This is a genomic window from Methyloceanibacter marginalis, from assembly GCF_001723295.1.
GTDB lineage: Bacteria > Pseudomonadota > Alphaproteobacteria > Rhizobiales > Methyloligellaceae > Methyloceanibacter > Methyloceanibacter marginalis.
Genome location: NZ_LPWD01000032.1, coordinates 1 through 12,864, shown reverse-complemented (window position 1 = coordinate 12,864; position 12,864 = coordinate 1). Strand labels below are relative to the sequence as shown.

Annotated in this window: 15 protein-coding genes; 9 read left to right on the top strand and 6 right to left on the bottom strand. The window is 64.5% G+C overall.

Annotated features, from left to right (window positions below; genetic code table 11):
* A partial coding sequence (locus AUC71_RS22485; protein WP_425283342.1) for an alkaline phosphatase family protein occupies nucleotides 1–432 on the bottom strand: 432 nt, incomplete at its 3' end.
* Between the two features lie 294 nt (nucleotides 433–726).
* Between AUC71_RS22485 and phnF the strand changes: the two genes are divergently transcribed.
* The gene (gene phnF, locus AUC71_RS01790; protein WP_158007661.1) at nucleotides 727–1,413 is read left to right on the top strand and encodes a phosphonate metabolism transcriptional regulator PhnF; all 687 of its coding nucleotides are present in this window, start codon (nucleotides 727–729) and stop codon (nucleotides 1,411–1,413) included.
* Here the strand turns inward: phnF and AUC71_RS01785 are convergent.
* Nucleotides 1,410–2,252, bottom strand: a complete 843-nt coding sequence (locus AUC71_RS01785; protein WP_141701376.1) for a peptidoglycan-binding protein — start codon at nucleotides 2,250–2,252, stop codon at nucleotides 1,410–1,412. The genes phnF and AUC71_RS01785 overlap by 4 nt on opposite strands.
* A gap of 217 nt (nucleotides 2,253–2,469) precedes the next feature.
* On the bottom strand, nucleotides 2,470–3,345 hold the full coding sequence (locus AUC71_RS01780; RefSeq protein WP_083237986.1) for a L,D-transpeptidase family protein: 876 nt from the start codon (nucleotides 3,343–3,345) through the stop codon (nucleotides 2,470–2,472).
* 424 nt (nucleotides 3,346–3,769) lie between these two features.
* Between AUC71_RS01780 and AUC71_RS01775 the strand changes: the two genes are divergently transcribed.
* The 8 genes from AUC71_RS01775 (at nucleotide 3,770) to AUC71_RS01745 (ending at nucleotide 9,858) form a co-directional block, all read left to right on the top strand.
* Complete coding sequence (locus AUC71_RS01775) at nucleotides 3,770–4,897, top strand: mechanosensitive ion channel family protein (RefSeq protein ID WP_069622883.1); 1,128 nt, start codon at nucleotides 3,770–3,772, stop codon at nucleotides 4,895–4,897.
* A gap of 84 nt (nucleotides 4,898–4,981) precedes the next feature.
* Nucleotides 4,982–5,593, top strand: coding sequence for a LemA family protein (locus AUC71_RS01770; protein WP_069622882.1), 612 nt, complete (start codon nucleotides 4,982–4,984; stop codon nucleotides 5,591–5,593).
* A gap of 37 nt (nucleotides 5,594–5,630) precedes the next feature.
* Nucleotides 5,631–6,401, top strand: coding sequence for a TPM domain-containing protein (locus tag AUC71_RS01765; RefSeq protein ID WP_069622881.1), 771 nt, complete (start codon nucleotides 5,631–5,633; stop codon nucleotides 6,399–6,401).
* A gap of 13 nt (nucleotides 6,402–6,414) precedes the next feature.
* Nucleotides 6,415–7,047 carry a TPM domain-containing protein gene (locus AUC71_RS01760; RefSeq protein WP_069622880.1) on the top strand — a complete coding sequence of 211 codons (633 nt, stop codon included), beginning with the start codon at nucleotides 6,415–6,417 and terminating at the stop codon, nucleotides 7,045–7,047.
* On the top strand, nucleotides 7,028–8,422 hold the full coding sequence (locus AUC71_RS01755) for an MFS transporter (RefSeq protein ID WP_069622879.1): 1,395 nt from the start codon (nucleotides 7,028–7,030) through the stop codon (nucleotides 8,420–8,422). The genes AUC71_RS01760 and AUC71_RS01755 overlap by 20 nt, the downstream gene beginning before the upstream one ends.
* Before the next feature lie 123 nt (nucleotides 8,423–8,545).
* Nucleotides 8,546–8,728: a hypothetical protein gene (locus AUC71_RS18395; protein ID WP_141701375.1), complete on the top strand. Its 183-nt coding sequence runs from the start codon at nucleotides 8,546–8,548 to the stop codon at nucleotides 8,726–8,728.
* Nucleotides 8,729–8,735: 7 nt separating this feature from the next.
* Nucleotides 8,736–9,254, top strand: coding sequence for a hypothetical protein (locus AUC71_RS01750; RefSeq protein WP_141701374.1), 519 nt, complete (start codon nucleotides 8,736–8,738; stop codon nucleotides 9,252–9,254).
* A 148-nt stretch (nucleotides 9,255–9,402) separates the two neighbouring features.
* Complete coding sequence (locus AUC71_RS01745) at nucleotides 9,403–9,858, top strand: OsmC family protein (RefSeq protein ID WP_069622877.1); 456 nt, start codon at nucleotides 9,403–9,405, stop codon at nucleotides 9,856–9,858.
* Between the two features lie 40 nt (nucleotides 9,859–9,898).
* Here AUC71_RS01745 and AUC71_RS01740 read toward each other — a convergent pair whose 3' ends face one another.
* The 3 genes from AUC71_RS01740 to purH all read right to left on the bottom strand — a co-directional run.
* Nucleotides 9,899–10,246, bottom strand: a complete 348-nt coding sequence (locus AUC71_RS01740) for a CBS domain-containing protein (protein WP_210183220.1) — start codon at nucleotides 10,244–10,246, stop codon at nucleotides 9,899–9,901.
* Nucleotides 10,247–10,390: 144 nt separating this feature from the next.
* Nucleotides 10,391–11,425, bottom strand: coding sequence for a Vgb family protein (locus AUC71_RS01735; protein WP_141701373.1), 1,035 nt, complete (start codon nucleotides 11,423–11,425; stop codon nucleotides 10,391–10,393).
* A gap of 114 nt (nucleotides 11,426–11,539) precedes the next feature.
* Nucleotides 11,540–12,864: bifunctional phosphoribosylaminoimidazolecarboxamide formyltransferase/IMP cyclohydrolase (gene purH / locus AUC71_RS01730; RefSeq protein ID WP_069622875.1), on the bottom strand; the 1,325-nt coding region annotated here is incomplete at its 5' end.

The window sequence follows — 12,864 nt, the reverse complement described above, 5'->3', positions numbered from 1 at the left end:
AGCCGATCTCGGGCCGCGTCTCGAGCACGTGGATCGCAGCGCGCAGCAGCCAGTAATTGATCTCGCGCGAGTAGATCGGCGGCGCTTCGCCGAGAATCTTCTCCCAGTCGCCGTCGGGGGCTTCCGCAGCCAGAAGGATTTCCGCGCCACGGCCAAGCAGCGCCGTCGTCTTCTTTTTGCTGGTGAGAAGAGCCGAGCGCACGCCGGCCTGGCCGGCGCGTCGAACAGGGTCGGCGCGCAAACCAGCGCGGCGTCCTCAAGATACTCCTCCTGGCCGGTGTCCTCGTCGAGGAAGGAGTTCCCTACCACGCCGTGGTCCTTCGGCCAGCTCCCGCAGCAGATGGAGGCGTTATTGGCGTTGGTCACCGTCGGCAGCACCGCCTCCACCTCGGCGAAGACGCCGCCCTCGGCCCAGCCCTTCAGCGTCGGCATCGAGCTTTGGCCGTAATAGTCGAGGCCTAGGCCGTCGCACATCAGAACCACCACGCGCTGAGGCTGGGGGGTCCCTTGGGATACGGTGCTGTGATCGGTCATTGTCCTACCTCGGTGGCGTTGCTATGCATGGCACAAGACTACGCTTCCACAGATGTCTATACAAGTTCAGGTCCCTCTTTACACCCTCCTCCGTGTCAGCTGTATGACTCTCGGACACATTTCTGCATGACGGCCCCGGTTTTCACGCTCTCGGATGAGGCCGAGACCCGTCAGAGGCCCCTTTGGCTCCAGGTGGAAGACGCCATCGTGCGGGCGATCAGCGCCGGGAGGTTGAAGCCGGGGGAGCAGCTTCCCGGCGAGCACCAGCTGGCCGAGGAACTCGGCATTCACAGGCACACCGTGCGGCGCGCGATCGAATCGCTCGGCGGCCGCGGGCTTCTGGAGGTGCGGCGGGGCCGAGGCACATTTGTCGCCGCGCGCCCGATCGCCTATCGGGTCGGCGGCCACTCGCGCTTCACCGGCAACATCGAGGCGGCCGGCCTCGTCCCGTCCGCGCGCGTGCTGCGCTCAGGCATCGTCAAGGCGACGAAGGACGTTGCCGACAATCTCGATCTCAAGCCGGGCGACAAGGTCACGGCGCTTGAGCTCCTGCGCATGGGCGACGGTATCCCGATCCTCATTGCCCGGCATTACATGCCGGCGGATCGTTTCCCCGATTTCGCCGAGCGGTTCGAGAAGATCCAGTCGATCACCAAGACGTTCGCCAGCTACGACGTCATCGGCTACCGCCGCCGGGCAACGCGGCTTGCGGCCCGTCAGCCCACGCCGCAGGAAGCAGTGGACCTTCGTCAGCCGCGCAGTGCGCCGGTGCTTGTGTGGGGCAGCGTCAATGCCGACCCGCAGGGGCGGCTGATCAACTACGATTCGAGTGTGTTCGCCGCGGCGCGTGTCTCGATCGTGATCGAAGAAGAAGACTAAAGCGGGTGCAGGAGCCTAGAACGGCCAGGGATTGCGCCGCTCTGTGCGCCGCGTATAGGTCGGCGCAACGCGGCGCCGCGTGGTTGCCCGCCGCTTCTTGACCGCGCGGGCGAAACGCTCGCCCGCTCGACCTTGGCCGGCTTGCTCGTATCCCACACCAGGAAATCCGCGCCCTTCGGCAAGGTCGCCGAATTGATGGCGGTGTCGGCCACGATCATCGAGGAGCCCGGAGTCAGGCGCTCGGAGAGGTTCCGGCGAAGCTCATCCGGAATTTCGATACGGTCGAGCACAGCCGTCGAGTCCTCGCCGTCTTTGAGGTTGATCCCCATCCACTGCGCCTCGGTGGCCCCTTGCTCGAAGTGCATCACGGTGAACACGTGAGTGCCAAGGGGCTCGTCCGGGTTGCGAAAGGTGACAGGGGCATCGAGAACACTGGCGAACTTCTGACGGACGAAGAGATGGCCTTGCGGCGGCATATCCTTGCCCGCGGCAGCATAGATCTTCTTCTCCACATCGTCGGTGAACGCGCCGGTCTGGGGCATGTCGTTCGCCTCTTGGAACGCCTTGATGGCTCTGGCGGTCAAGGTTCCGAAGGTACCGTCGAAGTTCTGCGGCTCCAGATAACCCATGGAGGCCAGCATGTACTGGGCGTCGCGCAGGCCATCCCGATTGGTCCGGCGCGTGATCAGGATGCGCAGCGGTTCGGGAGAGCGCGGCTCGGCGGCCTCGACCGCGGCAGCGGCGGCCCCGGCGACAAGCTTGGCTGCCATGACCGAGGGCTTCTCCGGCGGCAGCGGCGGATGGTCGTTCAAACCTACGATGGCCAGGGAGAATGACACAGGCTCGACCGGCGGCGTGGACAAGGCCGAGGCGGAGACCGTCAGAATCGGACCGGCTTTCGGCTCTTCAGTCCGCTGGGGCTCCGGCGCGGCTGTCGCGACGACAGCCGCGGCTGCGCCACCGTGCTCGCCGAAAGAGAAACAACCGGGCTCGACGGCACCAAAGGCGCGTCAGCCGGAGCGGCAAGACGGTCCTGTTGCTTCGCGAAGTCGGGCGTCACAGCTTCGGCATGTTTGTTCGCGGCGTTGGCCGTGGGCTTGGCGGCGTGCGCGCCATTGTCCAGCGGGGGGACGGCGTGGGATCGATCGCGTGCTCGCGGGTATCTTCGAGCATGGCGACGGCGATCGGGCGCTTGCTCGGCGCGGACGTCTCCGCGTGAACCGCAAACGGAGCGGCGATCTGAGTTTCCTGATCTGCTTGGGGCTCAATAGATCCGGCTTTCGCCAACACCACGGGAAGGCGGGTTTTTGAGGCCGGAACCGCGTCGTTGCTCGACCGGCGCATCGTCGCAGGCTGGACATTTTCCTGCTTCACCAGCGTGGGCGGCGAGGGCAGCGGCAAGGGCTGCAACAGCGCGGGATGGTCCACCAGCTGGGGCTTCACCCTGCTGCGCGCGACCACCACCTGCCCGCCGACATCCGTCATGGAGAACAGCTTCGGTGCGAAGGAATAGGGCAGGCGGATACAGCCATGGGAGGCCGGGTAACCCGGTACCACGCCCGCATGGAGTGCCGTGCCGGACCAGGTCAGGCGCTGCATCCAAGGCATGGGCGCGCCGTTATAGAGATTGGAGTAGTGACGCCGGCGCTTCTCAAGGATGCTGAACACGCCGGCTTTCGTGGAATAGCCGCGCTTTCCGGTGGAGACACTGGTGCTCGTAATGAGCGTTGTGCCCCGGTAGACGTCGGCCTTCTGGTTTCCGAGCGAGACGACGATCGTCATTGGCTGGTTGGCATCGGCCCCGGGCGCCTCCTCGCTGTTCGCGGGCACAACCGTGACCGTCGCCGCGAGAGCCGCGGCGCCAGCAAAAACCGAAAGAGTGGAAAGAGTCCGCTTGGCGGCGTTCGCCGCCTCGTCCCCCATCATACGCATACGCAACACCGTACTCGCTCCCCGTAAAAAATCGGTCCCATAGCGAGCCTCCCGAGTCCCCAAAACGACTCACGAATCACACTAGAAGAGGCCCTAGACTTTGACTAGCAAAGCCTTCGGATTACCTAACGTCCTCCGTGACTTGTGGGATTCCGGTGGACGTCTGTCCATCATGGAAAAAATCTCGTAACTGCCGGGACTTAGTTGGCGCGAAACACACGGTGGCGGAAGAGAAGCGGGTGCCGTCACGGGCCAAGACTTAAAGAAACTTGGCCGTTGTTTCATTCTCGCAACACTGAAAGAGCCTATTTGCCCGCTTCTAGGCAGGGGCCCGCGCGCGGACGGGACACAAGTGGTTCCCAGGGGGTGGCCAGGAGAGTCTGAGCCATTAGGTTAGGCCGCCAGGTAACCAGACGAAGGCAGCATGACCGGTATCGACAGCGTCACGAAACTTCTCGAGAGCGAGGTCTACGGCAACGGCTTGACCCAGTGGGGCATTGCGGCCGCCCTCAGCGTGGCGACGCTGACCGTGGCCCTTCTGGTGCGGCTCTTCCTATCGCGCAGCCTCCCCGCTCCGCAGGTCGGCAAGGACATCCATTGGCCGGAGGTGCTGCACGAACTCGTCGCCCGCACGTGGACGTTGTTCCTGATCATCGCTGCCATCTACGTCGGCACGACGCTGCTCGACCTGCCGGACGCCGTCCATCGCCTCATATCCTCGGTCTTCATCGTCGCCTTGTTCGTCCAGTTGGCTGTCTGGGCCGACCGTATCGCCTCGGCGATCCTTGCCTGGCGCCTGTCGGCGTTGAAGAGCCGAGCCACGACCCGCAATGCGCTGGCGTTGATCCAGTTCGTCGTGCGCGTCGCGGTTTGGTCGCTCGCGCTTCTGCTGATCTTCGAAAATCTCGGCTTCGACGTCACCGCGCTGGTTGCCGGCCTTGGCGTTGGCGGCATCGCCGTGGCGCTCGCGGCGCAGAGTGTGCTCGGCGACCTGTTTTCTTCCCTGGCCATCGTTCTGGACCGGCCGTTCGAGGTCGGTGACTTCATCGTGTTCGGCGATCAAAGCGGCACCGTGGAGAAGATCGGCATCAAGACCACACGCATCCGCGCGTTGTCCGGGGAGCAGATTGCGGTCTCCAACAGCGACCTCGTCCAGACTCGCGTTCACAACTTCAAGCGTATGCAGGAGCGGCGCATCGTGCTTGTGCTCGGCGTCACCTACGACACGCCCGCCGATAAGCTCGAACGCATTCCGGAGATGGTGAAAGCCATCGTCGAGGCGCGGGAAGGCGTCCGCTTTGATCGGGCCCACTTTCGCAGCTTTGGCGGTTCGGCGCTTGAGGTCGAGGTGGTCTACTGGGTGCTGAGCGGCGACTACACCGTCTATATGGACTGCCAGCAGGCCATCAATTTCGCGATTTTCCGCGCCTTCGAGGAGGACGGCATCGAGTTCGCATTCCCGTCGCAGACGCTCTACGTGCCAAGCCTCGAGAGCGCGCTCGACGCCATGGCGAACAATGCCGATAAGGAGGCTTCCTCGGCCCAGAGCTAGACCGAACCTGGTGTTGAAAGCGCTTGCCACCGCCCCGGGCTGTCAATACACGGGTTTGCGGTTCGCGCTTCAAGGGAGGACGACATGCTGGCAGTCGCGCGTGTTTGGGCTGGACCCACGGGTCGGGCCGCGATCCTCATGCTAGCGGGCCTCGTTCTAGCCGGCTGCGGCATCAACCAAATTCCTACCCTCGACGAGCAGGCAAAAGCGGCTTGGAGCGAGGTGCTGAATCAGTATCAACGCCGCGCCGATCTCATTCCCAATCTCGTGGAGACCGTGAAGGCTTTCGCCGAGCAGGAGAGCAAGGTCCTCACCGAGGTGGTCGAAGCCCGCGCCAAGGCGACCCAGGTGCAGATCCCGCCGGATATCCTCACCAACAAGGCGGCCTTCGACAAATTCCAGGAGGCGCAGAACAATCTTTCCGGCGCACTCGGTCGTTTGCTCGTTGTCGTCGAGCGCTATCCCGACCTGAAGTCAAACCAGAACTTCCTCGCGCTTCAGTCGCAGCTCGAAGGCACCGAAAACCGGATCGCCATTTCCCGGCGCGACTACATCGTCGCGGTGAAGGACTACAACACCGAACTCCGCACCATCCCCGGACGCTGGTGGCGCGCACTGCTCTATCCCGACTCCGAGCCAATGCAGAACTTCTCCGTCGCGGAGGAGACAACGCAGGTGCCGAAGGTCGAGTTCTAGGCCGACCAGGCGAAACGCCGGGCCAAACGAGGATTTCATGGCCGCAATCACGCTGCGCTCCATGATTTTTCGCGCGGTCCTGCTGGCCGTTGCGCTGGGCTCTGCAATTCTTCCGGCGTCGGCTGAGCCGACTTTTCCCACGCTCTCCGGGCGTGTAGTGGACGACGCGAACCTGCTGAGCCCCGAAGACGAGCAGACGCTCACGGAAGAGCTGAAACAGCTCGAGGACAAAAGCTCGGACCAGCTCGTGGTCGTCACGCTGCCGTCGCTGCAGGGCTACACCATCGAGGATTTCGGCTATCGACTCGGCCGGCATTGGGGCATCGGCACCAAGGCGCTCGACAACGGCGTGCTGCTCATCGTGGCCCCCAACGAGCGCAAGGTCCGCATCGAGGTGGGCTACGGGCTCGAGCCGCTCCTCACCGACGCGCTGTCGAAGATCATCATCGAGAACGGGATCCTGCCGCGCTTCCGCACCGGCGACTTTTCGGGCGGCATCAAGGACGGTGTGCGCGACATCGCCCTAGCCTTGACCGGCGACACCGCGGAGCTCGAGCGCGCGCCAAAGCCCGTCATGACGCCGACAAGCCCACCATCGATTGGTTCACGGTACTGTTCTACATCGCGATCTTCCTGCTCATCATCTACCCCCGCCATAGCGCCTATGTTGCGCCGAGCGGCAAGCAGGCGGAGCGGCCGGTCCACCTGGAGTTCGGGCGGTGGCGGCTGGAGCGGCGGTGGCAGTGGCGGCGGGTTTTCGGGCGGCGGCGGCGGTTTCGGCGGCGGCGGCTCCTCGGGCAGCTGGTAGGATCGAGGTCCACATGAAGCCCTTCACCTCCGAAGAATTTGCCTCCATCGCCGGCGCCATCACCCGCGCCGAGAAAACCACGAGCGGCGAGATCGTCGTCGTGGTGGCCCGCGCCTCGTCCACCTATCGCTATTTCGCCTTGATGTGCGTGGCGTTGACCGCACTCGCCGTGCCGCTGCCCCTCATCCACTTCACCAAGTGGCCGATCGAATATGTCTATCTTTTGCAGCTCGCGGTGTTTGCTCTCGGCGTCGTGGTCGTGCAGTGGGAAGCGTTCCGCGTCGCCATCGCGCCGCGCGCGCTCAAGCATGCCCGGGCACACCTGCGCGCCGTCGAGCAATTCCTGGTGCAGAATCTGCACACCACCGAGGGCCGAACCGGCGTGCTGATCTATGTGTCGGACGCCGAACGCTACGCCGAAGTGATCGCCGATGACGGCATCTACAAGAAGGTGAGGCCCGGCGTGTGGGACGATCTCATCGCCGCGCTGACCGAGGAAATCGGCAAAGGCACGCGCACGGAGGGCTTCATCGCCGCCATCGAGACTTGCGGCGCGATTCTCGCCGAGCATTTTCCACCGGGGGTGGGCGACCATGACGAGCTTCCCAACCATTTGATCGTGCTCGATGTCGCAGAGCCCGCGTAAGGCCGAAGCGCTCGCGACCCTTCAGACCGTGCCCAGGCGCGGCCTCGTCGGCTGGGTGCTGTTCGATTGGGCGACGCAGCCTTTCTACACCCTCGTCGTCACCTTCCTGTTCGCGCCCTATTTCGTGAACGGCTTCATGGACGATCCCGCGCACGGCCAAACGATCTGGGCTTATGCTACGGGCGCCGCCCAGCTGATCGCCGCGGCCCTCGCGCCGGTACTCGGTGCCATCGCCGATGCAGGGCTCCCGCGCAAACCCTGGATCGCCGGCTTCTCGGTGCTGCTGGTCGCAGGCCTCAGCGGCTTGTGGTTCGCGATCCCCGGCGATCTCTCGCTCGTGCCCGTCGTGCTATTGTCTTTCGGCCTCGCCACCATCGGGGCCGAGCTCGCCACCGTATTCAACAACGCAATGATGCCGGGCCTCGTCTCGGGCAAGAGGCTCGGCACGTTGTCCGGCCTCGGCTGGGCCGTGGGCTATGTGGGCGGCTTGGTCAGCCTGGCGCTGATCGCGGGCCTCATCGTCACCGATCCGAACACCGGCAAGACTCTATTCGGCTTGCAGCCCGTCTTGGCGCTCGACGCCGCGACGCGCGAAGGGGATCGGCTGGTCGGGCCCTTCTCGGCCCTATGGTATCTGGTTTTCGTCCTGCCGCTCTTCCTGTTCACGCCGGACCGGCCGGACGCGCCGCTTCAGGGCGGTGCGGTGCATGCGGGGTTGCGGCGGCTGGTCCGCTCGGTCAAGGACCTGGTGCGCGAGCACGGCCCCATCGCACTCTTCTTATTGGCCCGCATGCTCTATGCGGACGGGCTCGGCGCCGTGTTCGCTTTCGGCGGCATCTATGCGGCGAGCGTGTTCGGCTGGGGCGCCGCGGAGCTCGGCCTGTTCGGCATCGTGCTCACCGTCGCCGGCACCATTGGCGCACTCACCGGCGGTCTGCTCGACGACCGCTTGGGCTCCAAGGCCGTGATCGTCACCGCGCTTCTCTTCTTTATTGCGGGCTCGCTCGGCGTGCTCTCGATTGACGCCGACGAGGTCCTGTTCGTCGTTCCCGTAACGTCCAAAGCAGATGGCAGCGGACTGTTCGCATCCGCCGGCGAGCAGGCCTATCTCGCCTTCGCCGTTCTCATCGGCCTCTCGGCGGGCCCGATCCAGGCCTCGAGCCGCACCCTGCTGGCCCGGCTCTGCCCCCCGGAGAAAACCACGGAGTTCTTCGGTTTCTTCGCCTTTTCCGGCAAGATCACCGCGTTTGCCGCGCCGCTCGCCATCGGCCTGGTCACCGCGCTGACAGACAGCCAACGGCTCGGCATCTCGGCCGCCCTCGCCTTTCTGATCGGCGGGCTCGTATTGCTGCTCTGGGTGCGCGCGCCGCGTTGACGGCACGCGTGTGCGCCGCTGCAAAGCAAATCGATGAAAGCGACGTGCGCCGTAGCAAAGTTGCGGCGTCGGGCTAAGTTGTCTCGCTGGGGTACGATCAGGACTGAGATCGGGGGGACGATCATGAGACAGATTGGAGTCGTTGCGGCGCTTTTCGCGGCCTTGGTTTTCGCCGCGTGCGAGCAACCGAAGGACGAAGACGCAAAAGAACCTGCGGAGCAGCCGGCCACCGAAGCGCCGGCCGAGGACGCCGCGCCCGCAGACGGACGCCGCACCGGCCGAGGAACCCGCGGACGAAGCGCCTGACGGGACCATGGACGAAGAGCCGGCCGACGAGCCTGCCGCCATGGATGAGCCCGCGGACGAACCTGCGGCCGAGGATGCTGCGCCCGCCGAAGAGCCGGCAGCGGAAGCGCCTGCCGAGGACGCGACCGACGAACCCGAGGCGATGATGGAAGAAGAGGCCACGGAGGAGGTCATCTCCGTGCCGCCCACGGTTTCCGAGGACGCGCCGTCCGAGCCTCATGCGGGCGAGGATCCGTCGCCGAACCAGCCGCAGCCGGTGGTGCCGGACGAGGCGATGGAGTCCGAAGGTGAAGCGGTGATGGAAGAGGACACCATGGAAGTCGAGACGCCTGACGGCGACGCCGTCATGGAAGAAGACACCATGGAGGTCGAGACCCCTGAAGGCGAAGCCGTGATGGAGGAAGACACCATCGTCGTCTCACCTGAAGTCTCCGAGGATGCGCCGTCTGAACCGCACAAAGGCGAGGGCCCGTCGCCCAGCCAACCGCAGCCGGTTTATCCGGACGGGGAGCCGGAAGGCCTCTAGGCTCCAAGGATCGAGATCAAAGCAAAGGCCTCCCCCTCGGGAGGCCTTTTTTGGTGTATGTGACGCCGCGATCTCCGAACGCGCGATCTTGCGGCCCCATCGTCCGGATGCACTATGATGGGCAAAGTCTGATTGTGGGTGATGACAAATGAAAGCACGCATCAAATGGGTCGAGGATCGCACGTTCGTCGGCGAGTCCGGCAGTGGGCACAAGATCGTGTTTGGAACGGCCCACGGACCCGATGGCCTCAAGCCAGGACCAAGCGCGATGGAGTTGGTGCTGATCGGCATGGGCGGCTGTTCGGCGTATGACGTGGTCCATATCCTCGAGAAGGGCCGCGAGGCGGTCGAGGACGTCGCCGTCGAACTTGAAGCCGAGCGCGCGGAGACGGACCCGAAGGTCTTCACCCGCGTCCATATGCGTTTCGTGGTGAAGGGGCGGGCGCTTGCGCCGAAGAAGGTTGAGCGCGCCATTGCCCTATCGGTCGAAAAATACTGCTCGGCCTCGGCCATGATCGCCAAGACGGCCACAGTCACCCACGACTTCGAGGTCGTCGATACCGCCGCAGGTGCGGGGTCCATCGAGACGACGTCCAAGACCTAGGCTGTCGCCGCCGGGCCATTCGTATCGGCGAGCACGCGTTCTAGGCCTTGTGTCCCTGGATGTAGTGCTCGAGCTGGTCGATGATGAATTCCTGATCGCGGATAATGCTGTTCACCATGTCGCCGATCGAAACGATGCCAACGACTCGTCCATGCTCGACGACCGGAAGATGACGCACGGTCTTTTTCGTCATCACCGCCATGCATTCCTCGACGGTCTGGTCCGGTTGCACGCAGATCACGTTGGTCGACATGACGTCCCGCACCAAGGTTTGCGCGGACGTCCTGCCCTTCAAGGCAATTTCGCGGGCGTAGATCCGCTCGGTGATGATCCCGACAAGCTTCTCGTCTGCCAGCACGACCAGCGAACCGATGTTCTTCTCCGCCATGATTTTAAGGGCGTCGAAGACGGAGCGTCGGGGCGTATGGAGTGAACGCGGCGGCCCTTCCTATCGAGCAGATGTCTTACTGTCGTCATCCGGCATCACCACAACTCAACAGCTTACTACCGATCCTCCCGGTTGTCCTTGACCCTAGTCAACGATCAGGCTCTCGTCTGGAGACACGACCGCCTTGCCGATCGTGCCGCTGTCGGTGCCGAACCAAACGACGCCGCTCTCCGGATGGTACATCATGTGGCGGATCGTGCCCCCGCCCGATGGCACCGGCCTCACCGACACGATCTTCTCGCTCTTCGTATCGAACCCGACAAACTGATTTGGCTGGGGCCCGGTCTCGACGATCCAGAGCCGCCCGTCGCCGCCAAGCGCCGTGCCGTAGGGCAGGCTCTTGTCGCCCGAGGGCAGGGTCCATTCGGCGAACGCCTCGGTTTTCGGATCGTAACGTCCGAGCTTGCCGCGCGTGTAGTCGGAATACCAGATACGCCCGTCATCGGTGACCTCGAGGCGTCTCGGCCGGGCGCCTTCCTCAGGGATCGTGTATTCGGCGATTTTGAGCGTCTCGGGATCCACGGAGGCAAGCTTGTTGGTGCCGAGCAGCGCGACCCAGGGCGTGCCATCCAGCGCGACCTTGATGCCGTAGGGACGCGCCCCTTCGGTAGGAACGGGCATGAGATCGACCGCGCGGTCGTCCATCGCCATCCGGCCGATGAAATTGCCGTTCTGCACCGTGAACCAGATGTGGCTTTGGTCGGCGTCGAACACGAGCGTGTGCGGGTCCCCCGCCTTCGGGTCGGGCATTTCCACACGCTCGATCTCGTCCTTTTTCGGATCGTAGCGCCCGATATAGGCGTTGCGGTTACCCGCGAACCACACGATCCCGCTCTTGTCGACGATCAGGTTGTGCGGACCCGCCCCTTCGCCGAGATCGCGTTTGCCGAACTTGCCGGTCGAGGGCGTCAGGCGCGCGAGATAGCCGTCCGTTTGGCCGACGAACCAGATTTCGTCCGGACCCGCCGCGAAAGGATCGCGGGGGCGTCCCTCATAGGGCACGTTCCATTCGCGAATCTCGATGGGATTCTGGGTGTCGGCAGAGACGGGCGGCGCCATGAACGAGAACAACAATGCAATCGAGGCGGCGGCGGCAGAGCGGAAGGACGGCGCAAGCATGACGGTCTCCTTGGAACAGCGGTTCGGCCTTACCGATGTCCTAGCCGTCTGATTGGCCGATGGTGTGGCGAAACAAGCCCAGGCGATCAGGACCGCGTGATGGGCTCCGGGGCGCTAATGCCGGAAATGGCGCATGCCGGTGAACACCATGGCGAGGTCCGCCTCGTCTGCCGCCGCAATCACCTCGTCGTCGCGCATCGAGCCGCCCGGCTGGATCACCGCGGTGGCGCCAGTCTCCGCCACCACCTGTAGGCCGTCGGCGAAGGGGAAGAACGCATCCGACGCGGCCACGGCGCCGACCGTCAGTGGGGCGTTCAGGGTGAGCGCGTCCGCCGCGTCTTGAGCCTTGCGCGCGGCGATGCGCGCGGAGTCCACGCGGGACATCTGTCCGGCGCCGATGCCGACCGTGGCTCCGTCCTTAGCGTAGACGATGGTGTTCGATTTCACGTGCTTGGCGACGGCAAGGGCGAACACGAGATCGGCGAACTCCTGGTCGGTGGGTTTCCGCTTGGTCACCACTTTCAGATCGTGCGCGTCGACCATGCCGTTGTCGCGCGCTTGAACCAGGAAGCCCCCGGCAAGCGAGCGGAAGTTCACCCCGTCCGCGCGCGGGTCGGGCAGGCCCCCGGCGAGCAACAGGCGCAGATTCTTTTTCGCGGCGATGATCTCTTTGGCCTCGTCGCTCGCGCCCGGCGCGATGATCACCTCGGTGAAAATCTTGACGATCTCGCTCGCCGCGTCCGCATCGAGGTCCCGGTTCAGCGCCACGATGCCGCCGAACGCGCTCACGGAGTCGCAAGCCAGAGCCTTCTCATACGCTTCGGCAAGCGTCGTCGCGATGGCCACGCCGCACGGGTTGGCGTGCTTGATGATGGCGACGGCTGCCGACTGCTTGGGATCGAACTCGGCGACAAGCTCGTAGGCCGCGTCGGTGTCGTTGAGATTGTTGTAAGACAGCTCCTTGCCTTGCACCTGCACGGCGGACGCCACGCCCGGACGCTGCTCGGCGGTGCGATAGAATGCGGCCCATTGATGCGGATTCTCACCATAGCGCAGCGCGTATTCCAGTGTTCCGGCGAGCACGCGCCTCGAAGGCGTGTGCTCGTCCAGCTCGCCGGCAAACCAGGTGGCGATGGCCCCGTCATAGGCGCCCGTATGGGCGAAGGCTTTCGCCGCCAGTTCCTTGCGAAAGCCAAGGGTGGTCCCGTCGTGGCGATCGATCTCGTTCAGCACGTGCGCATAGTCGGCCGGATCCACCACCACGGCGACGCCCGCATGGTTCTTCGCTGCAGCGCGGATCATGGCCGGCCCGCCGATATCGATATTCTCGATGCAGGTGTCGAAATCGCTCCCGGCGCGCACCGTCGCCTCGAACGGGTAGAGATTGACCACGAGCAGGTCGATGGCCGGGATGCCGTGCTGTTCGAGCGCGGCTTCGT